At 38.0% G+C, this 14,913-nt stretch carries 17 protein-coding genes and 1 tRNA gene; 11 read left to right on the top strand and 7 right to left on the bottom strand.

What is annotated here, in order from left to right; all coding sequences use genetic code 11:
• The first annotated feature begins 127 nt into the window (after window positions 1-127).
• From AAEY62_RS13670 to bamJ, 7 genes are all read left to right on the top strand, one after another.
• Window positions 128-2,089, top strand: coding sequence for an oxidoreductase (locus AAEY62_RS13670; RefSeq protein ID WP_350635125.1), 1,962 nt, complete (start codon window positions 128-130; stop codon window positions 2,087-2,089).
• 93 nt (window positions 2,090-2,182) lie between these two features.
• Window positions 2,183-2,866: an HvfX family Cu-binding RiPP maturation protein gene (locus AAEY62_RS13675; RefSeq protein ID WP_007582701.1), complete on the top strand. Its 684-nt coding sequence runs from the start codon at window positions 2,183-2,185 to the stop codon at window positions 2,864-2,866.
• Window positions 2,867-2,995: 129 nt separating this feature from the next.
• A complete protein-coding gene (locus AAEY62_RS13680) occupies window positions 2,996-3,544 on the top strand; it encodes an NAD(P)H nitroreductase (protein WP_024590138.1) in 549 nt (182 codons plus the stop codon).
• A gap of 203 nt (window positions 3,545-3,747) precedes the next feature.
• Window positions 3,748-4,125: a hypothetical protein gene (locus AAEY62_RS13685; protein WP_007582705.1), complete on the top strand. Its 378-nt coding sequence runs from the start codon at window positions 3,748-3,750 to the stop codon at window positions 4,123-4,125.
• Between the two features lie 158 nt (window positions 4,126-4,283).
• Window positions 4,284-4,374: transfer RNA gene (locus AAEY62_RS13690), tRNA-Ser, on the top strand.
• A gap of 52 nt (window positions 4,375-4,426) precedes the next feature.
• Window positions 4,427-4,813, top strand: coding sequence for a hypothetical protein (locus AAEY62_RS13695; RefSeq protein ID WP_024590139.1), 387 nt, complete (start codon window positions 4,427-4,429; stop codon window positions 4,811-4,813).
• 69 nt (window positions 4,814-4,882) lie between these two features.
• Window positions 4,883-5,503, top strand: a complete 621-nt coding sequence (bamJ, locus tag AAEY62_RS13700) for a BamJ family beta-barrel-assembly machinery protein (RefSeq protein WP_007586200.1) — start codon at window positions 4,883-4,885, stop codon at window positions 5,501-5,503.
• A gap of 375 nt (window positions 5,504-5,878) precedes the next feature.
• On the opposite strand, the gene AAEY62_RS13705 is transcribed toward bamJ, so the two are convergent.
• Complete coding sequence (locus AAEY62_RS13705) at window positions 5,879-8,248, bottom strand: TonB-dependent receptor (protein ID WP_024590140.1); 2,370 nt, start codon at window positions 8,246-8,248, stop codon at window positions 5,879-5,881.
• A gap of 215 nt (window positions 8,249-8,463) precedes the next feature.
• A complete protein-coding gene (locus tag AAEY62_RS13710; protein ID WP_024590141.1) occupies window positions 8,464-8,853 on the bottom strand; it encodes a YkgJ family cysteine cluster protein in 390 nt (129 codons plus the stop codon).
• Between the two features lie 284 nt (window positions 8,854-9,137).
• Between AAEY62_RS13710 and AAEY62_RS13715 the strand changes: the two genes are divergently transcribed.
• Both AAEY62_RS13715 and AAEY62_RS13720 read left to right on the top strand, forming a co-directional pair.
• Window positions 9,138-9,317 carry a hypothetical protein gene (locus AAEY62_RS13715; RefSeq protein ID WP_024590142.1) on the top strand — a complete coding sequence of 60 codons (180 nt, stop codon included), beginning with the start codon at window positions 9,138-9,140 and terminating at the stop codon, window positions 9,315-9,317.
• 199 nt (window positions 9,318-9,516) lie between these two features.
• Window positions 9,517-9,945, top strand: coding sequence for a hypothetical protein (locus AAEY62_RS13720; RefSeq protein ID WP_024590143.1), 429 nt, complete (start codon window positions 9,517-9,519; stop codon window positions 9,943-9,945).
• A gap of 136 nt (window positions 9,946-10,081) precedes the next feature.
• Here the strand turns inward: AAEY62_RS13720 and AAEY62_RS13725 are convergent, their stop codons facing one another.
• The 3 genes from AAEY62_RS13725 to AAEY62_RS13735 all read right to left on the bottom strand — a co-directional run bounded on the left by AAEY62_RS13725 (window position 10,082) and on the right by AAEY62_RS13735 (window position 12,053).
• Window positions 10,082-11,077: an alpha/beta fold hydrolase gene (locus tag AAEY62_RS13725; protein WP_101164053.1), complete on the bottom strand. Its 996-nt coding sequence runs from the start codon at window positions 11,075-11,077 to the stop codon at window positions 10,082-10,084.
• 164 nt (window positions 11,078-11,241) lie between these two features.
• Window positions 11,242-11,589, bottom strand: a complete 348-nt coding sequence (locus tag AAEY62_RS13730) for a hypothetical protein (RefSeq protein ID WP_024590144.1) — start codon at window positions 11,587-11,589, stop codon at window positions 11,242-11,244.
• A 53-nt stretch (window positions 11,590-11,642) separates the two neighbouring features.
• Window positions 11,643-12,053 (bottom strand): hypothetical protein, encoded by a 411-nt coding sequence (locus AAEY62_RS13735; protein ID WP_024590145.1) that lies wholly within the window; start codon window positions 12,051-12,053, stop codon window positions 11,643-11,645.
• A 293-nt stretch (window positions 12,054-12,346) separates the two neighbouring features.
• Here AAEY62_RS13735 and AAEY62_RS13740 point away from each other — a divergent pair, with 293 nt between their 5' ends.
• Window positions 12,347-12,820 carry a hypothetical protein gene (locus AAEY62_RS13740; protein WP_024590146.1) on the top strand — a complete coding sequence of 158 codons (474 nt, stop codon included), beginning with the start codon at window positions 12,347-12,349 and terminating at the stop codon, window positions 12,818-12,820.
• Window positions 12,821-12,880: 60 nt separating this feature from the next.
• A complete protein-coding gene (locus tag AAEY62_RS13745) occupies window positions 12,881-13,435 on the top strand; it encodes a DUF1287 domain-containing protein (RefSeq protein WP_407072743.1) in 555 nt (184 codons plus the stop codon).
• Between the two features lie 34 nt (window positions 13,436-13,469).
• Here AAEY62_RS13745 and yfaE read toward each other — a convergent pair whose 3' ends face one another.
• Both yfaE and nrdB read right to left on the bottom strand, forming a co-directional pair.
• Window positions 13,470-13,742, bottom strand: coding sequence for a class I ribonucleotide reductase maintenance protein YfaE (gene yfaE, locus AAEY62_RS13750; RefSeq protein WP_024590148.1), 273 nt, complete (start codon window positions 13,740-13,742; stop codon window positions 13,470-13,472).
• Complete coding sequence (gene nrdB, locus AAEY62_RS13755) at window positions 13,742-14,872, bottom strand: class Ia ribonucleoside-diphosphate reductase subunit beta (protein ID WP_007583038.1); 1,131 nt, start codon at window positions 14,870-14,872, stop codon at window positions 13,742-13,744. The genes yfaE and nrdB overlap by 1 nt, the downstream gene beginning before the upstream one ends.
• Window positions 14,873-14,913: the final 41 nt, after the last annotated feature.

Raw genomic sequence — 14,913 nt, forward strand, 5'->3', positions numbered from 1 at the left:
ATGAGGTGCTATTAATACATGTTTTTATGGCTTTTTTTAATTAAATGAAGGCACATATTGCTTATTACTTGCCATTAAAGCAGAATTAGCTAATGTATACAGGTTAGACCAGTTAACGGGGCACAAGATGTTAGAACAACAATTACAATTAAAACACACACAATTACGTAACCGCTTAGTGATGGGCTCAATGCATACAGGCCTTGAAGAGGGATGGCATAACCGCAAACGCTTACGTGCATTTTACGAAGCACGTGCAAAAGGCGGCACTGCAATGTTAATTACGGGCGGATACAGCCCTAATTTACGTGGCAAATTAACACCTATTTCATCTTCATTTAATAGTTATTACGATGTATTTAAGCACCGCGCTTACACAGATGCTGTGCATAAACACGGCGGAAAAATTTGTTTGCAATTATTACACGCTGGACGTTATGCGTACCATCCATTCAATCAAGCACCAAGTGCAATAAAAGCACCTATTAATCCTTATAAACCTAAAGCGATGTCGCTTGGCTCGATTAAAAAAACAATTAAAGACTTTGCGCACTCTGCCTATATGGCTGAAAAAGCCGGCTACGATGGCGTTGAAGTTATGGGTTCTGAAGGGTATTTGATTAATGAGTTTATGGCGCCGCACACCAATAGACGTGAAGATGAATTTGGTGGCAGCCTAGAAAATAGAATGCGACTTGCGCTTGAAATAGTTAAAGCTGTAAGAGCAAAAGTATCTGAGCAATTCTTAATCATTTTTAGATTGTCGGTCATTGATTTAATCCCAAACGGTTCAACACCAGAGGAAGTTGTCATACAAGCTACCGAGCTTGAAAAAGCGGGCGTTGATATTTTTAACACAGGTATTGGTTGGCACGAAGCGCGTGTACCGACTATTGCGAGTATGGTGCCGCCAGGTGCATTTAAAGAAGCATCAAAACGTTTAAAAGACGTGGTGAGCGTGCCAGTTATTGCTGTTAACCGAATTAATACTCCAGAAATTGCTAACGATATTTTAAATGCAGGCGAGGCTGATTTAATTTCGATGGCAAGGCCGCTACTTGCCGATCCAGAGTTTTTTAATAAATACGCAAAGAATCAATCTAAGCAAATTAATATTTGTATAGGGTGTAACCAAGGTTGTCTAGATCACGTATTTAAAAATAAACGTGCTACGTGTTTAGTTAATCCACAAGCTGCATTTGAGCTAGATTATCCGTTAGAACAAGCAACCAAAGCTAAAAATGTATTAGTAGTCGGCGCAGGCCCTGCTGGTTTATCGGCAAGTTGTTACTTGGCTCAAAAAGGGCATAACGTCACGTTAATTGATCAAAAATCGCAAATGGGTGGCCAATTTAATTTAGCCATGCAAATACCAGGTAAAGAAGACTTTAACCATACTCTTACTTACTTCACTAATGAGCTAGAGCGATTAAAAGTAACTGTAGAGCTTGGTAAAGCTTATGACGATTCAATGCTTAAAAGCTATGATGACATCGTATTCGCAACTGGCGTTAGGCCGCGTGAAGCCTCTATTAAGTGTAGCGATGATAAGCGTGTATTTGCTTATGACGAAGTTATACGCGGCGAAGTAGAGCTGGGTAAATCAATTGCTATTTTAGGTGCCGGTGGTATAGGTTTTGATATGGTTGCGTTTTTAAGCGAACATAAATCGCAAACTATTAGCGAGTTTAAAACGCAATGGGGGATTGAGTGTGAAGCCCAACCTCATAAAGACGAACGTCAATTGTATATGTTAAAACGCAGTGCGGGTCGTTTTGGTAGCGAGCTTGGTAAAACAACGGGTTGGATACATCGCCAAGTTGCTAAGCAGCATGGCGTTAAGCAAATTGCTGATTGCCAATACCAAAGCTTTGATAAAAGCGGACTAACTATTAATGTTGCTGGTGAAACTCAAGTACTGCCAGTAGACACTGTTATTGCCTGTATTGGCCAGGTTTCTAACAACGAAGTGCTAGAAAATTACACAGATAACGCAAAGGTACATGTTATAGGCGGAGCTAAACTAGCTGCAGCTATTGATGCTAAACGCGCTATTTTTGAAGCACTTCAGGTCGCTAGAAGTATTTAACCTTTGTAAATAAATTGAAATAGTTTATCAATTCATGCGGTCTTTGCTGTTTATAGTCTATAACTTAATAAACAGTGAACACACAGGATACGCATGAATAAACTAACCAATCTTTATGATGCAATATTGGGTAAACTATCATTTTTAGATGGTTTACCTGCATTGCTATTTCGCTTGATTTTAGCCCCTGTTATGATCATTGCAGGTTATAACAAACTTGCTATAAGCGGTGAGACAGAAGGTTTCTTTGATAATTTTTTAGCATCTCCAGATGTAGTTCAATGGTTTGGTAATAATGAATGGGGTTTAGGATTACCGTTTCCTGACTTACTAGCCTTTTTAGCTGGTTGGAGTGAATTTTTAGGAGGTTGGTTTTTATTACTTGGCCTTTTAACTCGCTTGGTCAGTATCCCACTTATGTTCACAATGGTTGTCGCTGCAACCTCAGTGCATTGGCATAATGGTTGGTTTGCAATAGCACCAACTAACCCAGAAACAAGTGCTGCGCAAGTGCTCGATTGGTTATCAATTCCGGGCGCTAAAGAAAGCCTTGAAAACTCACTAGAAGTACAAGACCGAATAGGTAAAATTCGTGGCTTAGTTGAAGAACACGGGTTTCCTGATTATCTATACGAAAAGGGCAAGCCGTCTATTTTAAATAACGGTATAGAATTTTCGGCAATTTATTTTGCTATGCTTCTTAGTTTGTTTTTTATGGGCGGTGGGCGTTTTGTTAGTATAGATTACTGGTTAAGGCGAAATATTGTAAAAGAATAACGTATTTAATCTGCTTTACTAACGGCCGCATAGTTGACCCTTTGCGGCCGTTTTGCATTTTAATTTCTCGGTATTTATTTTTTAAGGGTTTAAATGTTACTCTAGCGTTTTGAATTTTGAGGAATCGTTATGAACGCTATCGAGCTTTTGCTTACCCGCCAATCAGACTCTAAACTAACAGAGCCGGGCCCTACGCCTGAGCAGCTCGACATAATTAAGCAAGCAGCATTACGTGTTCCTGATCATGGCTGTATAGCACCGTGGCAGTTCATTGTTGCTCAAGGTGATGCACGCAATAAACTGGGTGAAATTTACCATCAAAGTGCAGTGGCAGAGCAACAAGAAGAAAAAGTAATTAACCGTGCTAAAGAGCTTCCCCTTCGTGCGCCTATGATTGTAATAGCAATTGCTAAATATCAAGAACACCCAAAAGTTCCTAGAATAGAACAAGTACAAAGCGCAGGCTGTAGTGTATTAGCGATGCAACAAGCTGCATTTGCCCAAGGGTTAGGCGGTGTTTGGCGCACAGGCTACTTTGCTCAAAGTAGCGCGGTTAAAAAAGCGCTTAACTTACATGAGCAAGATGAAATAGTAGGGTATTTATATATAGGTACACCCGAAGTCGATTGTAAAAAGTCGCCTCGCCATAAGCCGGAACACTATTTTAGTAATTTGTGAAATAGTATGAACTTTGCGCAACTTACGTAGTCATAATTCATTAAGGTTACAAAGAGTATTATTTAAAAGTTAATGACTTGGCTGTAAGAAGCGCTTGGAAGCACTAAATTTACTAAATCTTCTTCAGTTTGTTTTTTAATCGGTTGTTTTTTGATACATTATGGAAAGTCTTAATAAAAATAACGATAAAGAAGACGAAAACTATGGGAAATTTATTTTTACGTGAAAAAGAGAATTGGCTAGCATGGTCAATTTGGGGAATCATTGGTGCTTTTGTAACACTGTATGTTGCAATGAGCACAAATGCATCACACTTTATAGCCGGTTCAGCGATGGGTATGCTTGTGTTGTTAACATGGTGGATGCACCAGTCCAAACGTTTCGACTTTGGGCGTGCATTTAAAGTATGTTGCTACGTTTTATCGCTTAGTGTGCTACCAGCTTTTATGTTTGTTGTAGTACCAAGTGATGATTTAAATCGATTCGATTTAATTTTTCAAGGCGTTACCTTTACTGCACTGAGTATATTGGCTTGTTTAATCTGCTCTTGGATTGCACGTAGACCTAAACAATATTATTAATGTGTTTAACTTTAGTCCATTAACTACACTTTTATTAAAGTGAAGAGCTTAACAAAAGAACAAAGTGGGTCTATTTTATCCAATATGTTAATATTTTATATTAATTTCTATTTAGCTCTTTACAAGTTATGTATTTAGCCATATTATTCGCGCCGTGCGGAGAGATGGCAGAGTGGTCGAATGCACCGGTCTTGAAAACCGGCATGGGTTTATAGCCCATCTAGGGTTCAAATCCCTATCTCTCCACCATTATTTAAAAAAACCGCCTTATGGGCGGTTTTTTGCTTTGTGGAGTTTCTAAATGACTAAAGCAACAAACCTACCAACCTCGCAGAAATTAATAAAACATCTTTTATTATGGACGGTATTTGGTTACTGCTATCAAAGTGCTATTAGCTTATTAGTAAAAATGGCTATAGACGCTCAACCAGAGTATCCATTAATTACCGGTTTAATTTATGGTGTTGGTTTTAATGTTTTAGCTGCCCATCTTATTACCAAATACGATAAGCATTGGCCAGTTATTGGCTCTGTTTTTATTGGTTGTATAGGGCTGCTTGTAGTGCCATTTTTACTGTTTGGCGAATCAGGATTACTAACAATGCCTCTACTTGTTGGAATTTTATTCAGTTTGCCGCTTTGTAGTTATATTGTTGGCCTAATTAAGCTAAAACTCAGCAAAAACTAGCCCCAAACGCGGTTTATTTTGTGATAGCATAGTCGCGTCTTTTAACTAACAAAACGTGAAAAACACATTATGTCAGATAATTTTACTACAGATGCTGAAAAAGCAAGTTACGGTATTGGCTTACAAATGGGTGAGCAACTTAAGTCTAATCCTTTTGAAGGCTTAAACCTAAATTCAGTATTTGAAGGCATGAAAGATGCGTACGCTGGTAGCGCATTTCAAGTTGAGATCCCTGAGATCCAAGCTGCATTTGAAAAAATCAACGAAGAGATTCAAGCTCGTCGTGAAGAAGAGTCTAAAGTACTTTCTGCAGAAGGTATTTCATTCTTAGAAGAAAACGCAAAACGTCCTGAAATCACAGTAACTGAGTCTGGTCTTCAATACGAAGTACTAGCAACTGGCGAAGGCGAAAAGCCAACAGCTGAGTCTACAGTACGTGTTGATTACCACGGTACACTTATTAACGGTACTGTGTTTGATAGCTCATACGAGCGCGGTCAACCAGCTGAATTTCCAGTTGGTGGCGTGATCAAAGGCTGGACTGAAGCATTACAAATGATGCCTGTAGGTACTAAATGGCGTATCTACGTTCCTCATGAGCTTGCTTATGGTGAACGTGGCGCAGGTGCTGCAATCGCACCTTTCTCAACGCTTGTATTTGACGTTGAGCTACACGAAATCATTTCTTAAATTAAATTAAATAAATTTTAATTTAAAAGTGTAAAAAGCCGTATTCAATTTGAATACGGCTTTTTTGTGTTTGTAATTTAAGAGTTTTATACCAATTCTCTTAATTAAGTTATCTGTTTTTCGCTAAGAAAATTGTGTCGATAACAAGGTGAAAATTTCGTTGTTTAGTTGTTATCACTAATTGCTCTTGCATTGCTCTACCTCCTGCATCCATGCAGTCGTATATCAGAAATTCTTAACGCAGTTAGCGTCAGGTTTGATCCTTCAAATCGATTAAGTATTATTGCGTATTGATATTATATATTTTAAAAATAAAAAAACCGCATTAATAAAATGCGGTTTGTAAATATATAAACTAAAAACTATCTTTAATTATTAAAAATAACCACGAACACCAAAGCGGAAGTTTCTGCCTGGTAGTGGGGCTTTATCTTTAATAAATGAGCTATGCACAAAGCCTAACTCATCAGTAATGTTATCCACGTTTATATACAGCTGTGCATCTACACCGCCTAAACCTAATTGGTAATTAGCTTGTGCATCAAATAACGTATAGCCGTCCGTTTTTGTTTCAAATGCAGTTACATCGTTTTGATCAAAGTAATGAGTACCCGTCAGTGTTAATTGTAAGTCACCTAAATCGTACTGTAACTCAGAGCCTAATTTATTGGCAGGAATACGCGGTAAGTTGCCTTCGTCGTCTTTTAGTTTTGCACGAGTTGAGTCACCAAATACTTTAACCATAGCGCTTGGGGCTACTTGGTAATGTGCGTCAAATTCAATTCCATAAAGCTCTGCGTCTTTACTTGTAAACTGATAAACCGCAACAGCATCGTCATGTGCACCAATAGCTGATTCTAAACCATCTTCTTCATCGTAAACTAAACCCGTATTTTCTTGGAAATAAAAGTTTTTAATATCGTTATAGAAAAAGTTAACGGTGTAACCAAAGTCTCCGCTAAAACGTCTAAAGCTCAAATCTAGGTTTGTTGAGGTTTCTTGCTTAATATTTTCAGGCTCAAAATGCGCTTCATTATCTTCAATGCTGTAACCAAGACCTAGCTCATAAGTGCCAGTTGCAATGTGTAAACCGTTTGATAAAAGCTCTGCCGAAAGTGGTGCTCGTTCTGAATGAGAAATACTTGTTGCAATACTATGACCCGGCCTGTATTGCCAAATGGCACCGGCAGAGGCGCTTAAATTGGTAAAGCTTTCATTATACCCAATGGTCTCTTCGTCGCTATGATCTATTTCTACTTCATCGTGGCTATGTTCGTGTGCCGTGATTTGGCTTTCAATTTTGTAATCTTCTACACGTGCACCAAGCTCTATTGTCACGTCGCCAAATTCACGCTCTTCTAGTAAATATAATGCGTTAGTTGTAGTTACACTCGCGGGTGTAAATGCTTCTTCACCAATTGCATCGTAGTCAGAATCGCTGTAGTGATAGCCCATCATTCCGTGCCAATCAGCAAACTTATGCTCTACATTTAAACGTGCTTCAGTCGTTTTATTTTTAAAAGTAGTACCAATTTCGCCATCTTCAATTTCGCTGTGCAAGTAATCAGTATAGCCAACACGTAGATTGATGGTTTCAATCCAGTTATTATGCAGTGCGTAACTTACAAGCCCTTGCCAGCGATCTTGCTCTAAATGTGCATAAACTGGTTCTTCAGCAGCTTCATCTTCATGTTCTGCATGCTCTTCTTCAGTTTCACCTTCGTGATCGTGATGATGCTCATGCCCAGGAATACCGTAATCAGTATCAATGCTACCGTAAGAAAAACCAATCGTTAAGTGATCGCCAACATAGCTGGTACCAAAGTTAAGTGTTTCGCTATCAATAAAAGTATTTTCTACCGATCTTTCAGTTTCAACATCGCCATCATCGTCGGCAATAGTAAAGGTAGGTGTTTGGTAATCATCGCCGCTGCGCTTAGTACCATCAAAATGAAAGTTAAAGCCTTCATTACCTGTTTCAAGTTTTGCAGCTACGGTGTTTGAATTTGACACCGTATCGTTGCTGTATTCAGCAGCGCCTGTAAGCTCGTCGATGTTGCTAGTAGGAATACGGTTATCAACCACGTTTACAACGCCACCAATTGCACCAGAGCCATAAAGTAGGGTACTTGGACCGCGCAACACTTCAATTTGTTCTGCCGCTAGGCTGTCGCTTGATGTCGCGTGGTCTGGGCCAATACGCGACGCATCGCTGGCATCTAATCCATTTTGTGTGATTTTAACGCGAGGGCCATCTAAACCACGAATAATTGGGCTTGATGATACAGGGCCAAAGTAACTTGCATTTACGCCTGGTAAACCTTTAAGAGTTTCTCCAAGTGTTGGTTTAGATTTATTTCTTAATTCATCACCTGAGAGCACGCTTACTGGCGATATCATTTCTAGGCTGTTCTTATGAAGTGCAGAGGCATAAACAACCACTGTTTCAACCGATGTTGGTTTAAGTGACACAGACAGATTATTTGAAGATTCGGTAACAGTAATACGAGAGTCTATGTAGTTGTCTTTACTAATATGTAATTGGCTGTTTGCATCTATATCGATAGCAAACTCGCCTAAATCATTACTTTTAACGCTTTGGTTTTTGCCATGGACATGGATAGAGGCATTTTTAATTGGTTGATTTTTATCATCCATTACTTTACCAGTAACGGTTGCAGCCAAAGCTGATTGAGAACATAAAACAGAAAAAATAGCAGAGGAGATTAATGTTAACTTTGTCATGGATATATTGGTTCGTGGTTATTATGTTGTGATATAATATAACACCACAAAATTAACGAATCAACAATGTTATAGTATAACTTTGTATTTTGCGATGAATAATCTAAAAATGACGATTAAGCCAATATTATAAAAATTCAAATAATAGGTTTGTGAATAGAAAACTTATCTATTTGACCGAAGAACTCATAGCGCTAGCCGGTAAATCTATGTATTTAATAGCGGCTATCTATCATTATCGCATCTAGTTTATGCTGCGCTCTTGTCTGATTTGTTATATCTACAGATTCAATCATTTCGCATTCGTCGCGGATCATCTCTGAAATAAGGCTAGGGTAGTGGCGGCAGTCTTCTGGGCGGTCGAGGTAAATACTGCAGGTATACATATTTTTAGCGAGAGGATCTTTTTTAGGCGCAATTTCTAAAAATGGGCACACTTGAAGTCTTAAGCCTGTTTTTGGGTCAAACCAAATTTCGTTGTTTTTAACATATTCATAAATTTCGGGGTTAAAGAGCTCCCATAAATCTATTTCCTCTTTCGTTGCGCTTAAATCGCCGCCGCCATATTTAATACAGCATTTACCACACTGGTTGCATTCTTTCATAATTGGCTAATTTAGTTGACTGTTAACGAATTTAAGTTAGTTATTAGTGTAGCACCAAATTTATTATTAACGCTCTACTGAATTTACCTATCCTTTAATTTTTGGGTGTGTAAACAATAGTTAGATACAATAACTTAAGTTAAAACCCTTTGTTACATTTTATATAGTACAGGCTTTATTTAATGGTTTACTCTAAAGGTAGCGAAAAATGTTACAAACCCCGCTTGAGCAACTGTGTGATTGTTAAATGTTGCTGAGCGCGGATACCTAAGTAGGGCGTTATTATGAAAGAGGCTGTCACTAAGTTAAAAACAGAATTTAATGCAAAGTTATTGTATTGGAACAATCTTAAAAGTAGCAAAGCTAAAGCGGCAATCATCCTATTATTTTCAGTTGTCATTGCACTTAAAGTGTTTACGACCATCTTTACGTTGGATTGGGTTGCAAGTTTATTCAGCGTGTAAGTTTACCAAGAGTAATTTCGATAAAGTTTAATCACAGAGTGTTTAACGCCTACGCGATGTTCATTATTAATGTATTATTACGCTATACACCAAATTAAATAAATCAGTTGTTTAAATACGTTTTATAATGACTGTAATGATATATTTTAGCTAAATTGAGTGAGTAAATGAGTTTAGCTGCATTAAAGGATAACCAGTGATGATGAATACAAAAATATACAAAGCGGTACATGATCTAGCAGAAGATTTAATGGCGGCGGCTAACAAAAATAACCGTGAAAAGTTTGAGTCGTTATTTGCTCAATTAAAAGCTATTTGTATTGAAAACGAAAACACCTCAAAAGATCACCCTGTACAATGGGAAACCTTAGCTGATTTTACCGAAGAGTTAGAAGAGGCAATTACTACTTACGAAAAAGCATTAGAAAAGTCGATTGCGATTAATAACAAAGATCATATGTCGTCGGTTTCTTTTTCAATGGCTACATTACAGCTTGAGCTTGGCCAAAAAGATGAAGCTATTAAAAACCTTCAAAATGCTAAAGTCAGCGCCAATAAAATTGAAGACAAAGAGCTTAAAGCTGAAATACACGACCTACTAGAGTCGCTTATTGAAGAAGAAGGTTAAATACATAAAAGCATAACTTATCCATATTAAATGTGATTTTTGTGGATTTAGCTTGAGCTTAATAAAGCGCTGATGGTTTATACCCTCAGCGCTTTTTTATGTTCGCTATAAATACTAAACCAAAAGAAAAGGCTTACTATTGAGCTAGCTTATTCATAAAATCGATAATGTACTTTGCAATTTCTACTGGTTTTTCTTCAACACTAAAGTGCCCTGAATCGAGTAAGTGCAGTTCAGCGTTCGGTATATCTTTTAAGTATGCTTTAGCGCCTGCGGCTATAAACGCAGGATCGTTTTTACCCCATACAATTAACGTTGGTGGTTGGTACTTGCGTAAATAAGCTTGCCACTTTGGATAGTCGAGAAGGTTGTTGTAGTAATCTCGTAGCAATTGAACTTGAATTACTCTATCGGATTTGGTTTGTAAAAAGTGAAGATCGTGCGTCCAGCTATCTGGGCTCATCACTTCTGGGTTACTTTGTACGTCTCGTAAATACTGCTTATTAATAATGGCTTGTTCAGACGTGAACGAATAAATTTTATCTTGCTGAGCTTTCGAACTATCTTCATTCGCGGCTTTAAAAAATGCTTGCCTCGGTAGGGTTAGCCCCTCTAAATACGCATTACCATTTTGTACAATAAGTGCATCAAGTTTATTAGGATTATTTAACAACATTCTAAAGCCTACAGGTGCTCCAAAGTCTTGTATATATAGGCTGTAGCGCTTTACTTTAAGCGTTGTTAGTAACCCTTCAACGTATTGAGCTAGTAATTCAAAAGTATATTTTTGAGTTTCTGGGTTTGGGCGTTCGCTGTATCCTGAGCCTAAATAATCGGGTGCAATTACATGATAACGACCTGATAAAAGCGGGATCAATTCTCGGTAGCTGTGTGAAGACGACGGATAGCCATGTAAAAGCACAATGGTTTGCTTATGCTGGATGCCAGCTTCTCGGTAAAATACCTTTTTACCGTTTACATTTGCATATTTGTAAGTGGTTTTTGAAGGCCATACAGCATCAGCGGCATATACTTGAACGGTAAACGTAGATATTGAAACTAATAAAAACACAATAAATGAGACGATGTGAGCAGGTTTTACTTTAAGATTTTTTTGTATATCTGGGTGCATAAGTAAACTCGTTATTTTTGGTAATGACGCTTTATTAATTTACCAGACCCGTTATTTACACAATTGTATTCAGATAATAACGTTGTAGTTTCACAGCAAAGAAGTGTACAGCAGGAGTAAGTGCAGCTTTGGACCTTACAAGATACTTATGAGCCAACAGTGGGCTAGGGCGTTAGCTCTTTATTGGCCGCTTTTTTGTATTTGAAATAGCTTATTAAATAAACGGCTATTGGAATCGTTGGGCTTAAAAATATGTGAGGATGAAAATAGATACCACGTTCGTCATATAGAAACACATATAACACGACCGCAAACGTTGAAGGTAAGGGGAAGATGATTGCGCCGTGCCCAACAGCAGCAAATAGTGTCCACGAGAAAACACTAGGCCAAAGCACTGCTCTGATGTAAGCACCTTTATTAGTCGCTTTAGCCTTTTTAGCGTAATTACGTGAAACAAAATAAGATATTACCGTTGGAAACAAAGTTAAAATGATACTTAGCAGTATAAGCATAGTGATTCAATTCCTTTTGATATTATTTGCATAACACAGTTTTTCACAATGTGTTAATTGGTTTGAGTTAATACCGTTTTTAAAGCAGCAATTTGCTTAATTTCATCAGCTGTTAATGCTTGATATAACCTAGGATAGGGCCAACCATAGTCCCATCTGAAAGTCGATGGTATATAAGGGCTGCCACCAAATCGAACTCCAGCAAGCATAAGGTTCGCTATACTCGTTTCGCCGGCTTCAATAACACATTGTTGCAAGGCTTTATCTGCTTCTAAACGTTGCCAATAAGTGCCACCTTGCCAGTAGGCGTAGTCGTGCGCTTTACAACATGCAAGCCACAACTTTTTATCTTTTGTCGTGCCGTCCGGAAAAGCACTACAGCCATCTGATGTGAACGGTTTTATATTTTCAGCATTTGCTGTATTACTTAATATGACCAGTAAGACAATGGGACTGAAACGCATTATTTTCATGCGAAAGAGTGTATTAGTAAAATTATACATGATTTTAAGTGTTACTGTTTTAGTTACAAATAATAACACTTTAAAAAGTATAAAAAAGGTTTTTACTGTTTATAGACTGGTTATGTTTATATGATAATTTTGATTTAGAGCTTTTTGTTTAGATACTCTATGCGTTCTATTTTCTTCGCTAGTTGCGAGGTGTTAATACTAAAAGTGCTGGTTAAAAAACTTACTACAATATTAGATTAAGGTTTACACATGGTGTGTTGCATTTGTACTTTAGGAGAGGAGCTGTGCTAGAACAAATAGAAAATTGGATTGACGCTACAAATTTAAAATACAGTAGTCAAAAAGTGAGTTGTGATAAATTCAGTAATGAATTTTATGGGTTTTATCCTACCGAGTTTTTAAAAAACGCGTATTACGTTGTTGTAGACCAAATACCAAAGCCAGACTTTGCGGGTCTGCGAGAAATGGGCCTAGGTGATTTTGTCGATATGGACGCGGCGGGTATAACGTATAAAAATACTTATTATATACTTCCCCACGTCGCTACTAATTTAAGGGTCCATTTTCATGAACTTGTTCATGTTGCGCAGTGGCTTGAGCTTGGCGCTAACGCATTTATGCTTCGTTACATTAGTGAAATTCAACGAGAGGGATATCACCATGCTCCGCTCGAAAAGATGGCATACGCGCTTGATGATCAATTTGCTAGTCGTGGTAAAAAAATAGATGTGCCAAAATATGTAACTCATACTCTGTAATTAGCGCAGAATTTTAAAGGAATTTATATGAACAAAACGTTAGGATGCTTTTTTACTTTAATGTGTATTGATGCACAAGCTGTAACGTTTGAAGAAGGTATAGTATCAGCCTTACTCGAGCGAACAAAACACAATATTACCTACGATGGGGCTTATCACTCAATTGCTTACCCAGGTGGTGATGTGCCTAAAAATATTGGGGTATGTACCGACGTTATAATCAGAAGTTACAGAAAGTTAGGTATCGACTTACAGAAACTCGTGCATGAAGACATGCAAAAAAACTTTGTACTGTATCCATCTAAACGTATTTGGGGTTTAGCTAAGCCTGATAGAAATATAGACCACCGACGTGTACCAAATTTACAAGCTTACTTTGAGCGCCATGCAAACGTATTAAGTAAATCCAGTAAGGTGAGTGATTATAAAACCGGCGATATAGTAACGTGGATGTTATCAGGTAATTTACCTCATATAGGTATGGTGATTAATGAGTTATCTCAAGATACGGGTAACCCACTTATTGTGCATAATATAGGGCGTGGTCCGCAAAAAAGCGATATGCTTTTTGATTACAAAATTACCGGGCATTACCGGTTTGTTCCACACTATTGATAAGTTTAATAAACGATAGATGTAAGTATTAATTTTATTTCAGATCAATACTTACATTGCCATTAGGCTTGCAGCAGCACAGGAGTATTTCGCCTTCGCGCACAAACGCAAGTGGCTCTTCGTTATATTCAACACTACCTGACACTAACGTTGCCCTACAAGCGCCGCAGTAACCTTCACGGCATTGGAATGCGACGTCTATTTTCATGGATTCTAAGCACTGTAAAAGAGAAGGGCAGCCAGCGGTAAATTCTATACACTGGCTGTTTTCTGCAAGCGTTATGCTTGCAGTAGACTTGTCACTCATTATAAATCAAAATCACCAAATTCTGATGCATCAACTTGAGAGTCTATTTGACCAACAAGGTATGAGCTAATTTCTGCTTCTTGCGGTGCTACTTGCACGTTATCAGACACTAACCACGAGTTTATCCATGGGATAGGGTTACTGTTATTTTCAAACTGTGCTGGCAAGCCAATGGCAGTCATACGTGCATTAGTAATGTATTCAACGTACTGACATAAAATATGCTTATTTAAGCCAATCATTGAACCATCTTTAAATAAATACTCAGCCCACTCTTTTTCTTGCTCTGCAGCATCAACAAACATTTTAATCGCTTCGTCGCGGCACTGAGCTGCAACAATCGCCATTTCAGGGTCGTCTTTACCGTCTTGCATAATGTTTAAAATATGCTGAGTACCCGAAAGGTGAAGTGCTTCATCGCGCGCAATAAGCTTGATGATTTTAGCGTTACCTTCCATTAGTTCACGCTCAGCAAACGCAAACGAACATGCAAAGCTTACGTAAAAGCGAATCGCTTCAAGAATATTTACCGACATCATAGCCAGGTAAAGTTTCTTTTTAAGCTCAAACAAATTCACGATAACAGTTTTACCGTTAATCTCGTGTTTGCCTTCACCGTATAAGTTGTAAAGCGATACAGAGTTAATTAAGTCATCGTAGTATTTAGTTACGGCATCAGCACGTTCGCTAATTTTATCGTTGCTAACAATGTCATCAAAAATAAGTTCAGGTGCTTGTGTTACGTTACGGATAATATGCGTGTATGAGCGGCTGTGAATTGTTTCACTGAACGCCCACGTTTCTATCCATGTTTCAAGCTCTGGTAGCGATACAATAGGGAGTAGGGCAACGTTTGGCGAACGGCCTTGTACGCTATCAAGCAAAGTTTGGTATTTTAAGTTACTTAAAAATATATGCTTTTCGTGATCGGGTAACGCTTGAAAGTCTAAACGGTCTTTACTTACATCTACTTCCTCAGGACGCCAAAAGAAAGACAGTTGCTTCTCGATTAATTTTTCAAAAATTGGGTATTTTTGTTGGTCGTAACGAGATACGTTTACAGTTTGGCCAAAAAACATTGGCTCTTGCATTTGGTTATTATGGTTTCGGCTAAAAGTAGTATAAGACATGTTTATCACTCAAAAAACTATCAGAAAAAGCGGGCTAAATG

The organism is Pseudoalteromonas sp. GW168-MNA-CIBAN-0100, from assembly GCF_040309225.1.
GTDB lineage: Bacteria > Pseudomonadota > Gammaproteobacteria > Enterobacterales > Alteromonadaceae > Pseudoalteromonas > Pseudoalteromonas arctica.

Coding starts and splice junctions, on each gene's coding strand:
- AAEY62_RS13670 (WP_350635125.1), top strand. CDS start 128: ATGTTAGAACAACAATTACAATTAAAACACACACAATTACGTAACCGC.
- AAEY62_RS13675 (WP_007582701.1), top strand. CDS start 2,183: ATGAATAAACTAACCAATCTTTATGATGCAATATTGGGTAAACTATCA.
- AAEY62_RS13680 (WP_024590138.1), top strand. CDS start 2,996: ATGAACGCTATCGAGCTTTTGCTTACCCGCCAATCAGACTCTAAACTA.
- AAEY62_RS13685 (WP_007582705.1), top strand. CDS start 3,748: ATGGGAAATTTATTTTTACGTGAAAAAGAGAATTGGCTAGCATGGTCA.
- AAEY62_RS13695 (WP_024590139.1), top strand. CDS start 4,427: ATGACTAAAGCAACAAACCTACCAACCTCGCAGAAATTAATAAAACAT.
- bamJ (WP_007586200.1), top strand. CDS start 4,883: ATGTCAGATAATTTTACTACAGATGCTGAAAAAGCAAGTTACGGTATT.
- AAEY62_RS13705 (WP_024590140.1), bottom strand. CDS start 8,248: ATGACAAAGTTAACATTAATCTCCTCTGCTATTTTTTCTGTTTTATGT.
- AAEY62_RS13710 (WP_024590141.1), bottom strand. CDS start 8,853: ATGAAAGAATGCAACCAGTGTGGTAAATGCTGTATTAAATATGGCGGC.
- AAEY62_RS13715 (WP_024590142.1), top strand. CDS start 9,138: ATGAAAGAGGCTGTCACTAAGTTAAAAACAGAATTTAATGCAAAGTTA.
- AAEY62_RS13720 (WP_024590143.1), top strand. CDS start 9,517: ATGATGAATACAAAAATATACAAAGCGGTACATGATCTAGCAGAAGAT.
- AAEY62_RS13725 (WP_101164053.1), bottom strand. CDS start 11,077: ATGCACCCAGATATACAAAAAAATCTTAAAGTAAAACCTGCTCACATC.
- AAEY62_RS13730 (WP_024590144.1), bottom strand. CDS start 11,589: ATGCTTATACTGCTAAGTATCATTTTAACTTTGTTTCCAACGGTAATA.
- AAEY62_RS13735 (WP_024590145.1), bottom strand. CDS start 12,053: ATGCGTTTCAGTCCCATTGTCTTACTGGTCATATTAAGTAATACAGCA.
- AAEY62_RS13745 (WP_407072743.1), top strand. CDS start 12,881: ATGTGTATTGATGCACAAGCTGTAACGTTTGAAGAAGGTATAGTATCA.
- yfaE (WP_024590148.1), bottom strand. CDS start 13,742: ATGAGTGACAAGTCTACTGCAAGCATAACGCTTGCAGAAAACAGCCAG.
- nrdB (WP_007583038.1), bottom strand. CDS start 14,872: ATGTCTTATACTACTTTTAGCCGAAACCATAATAACCAAATGCAAGAG.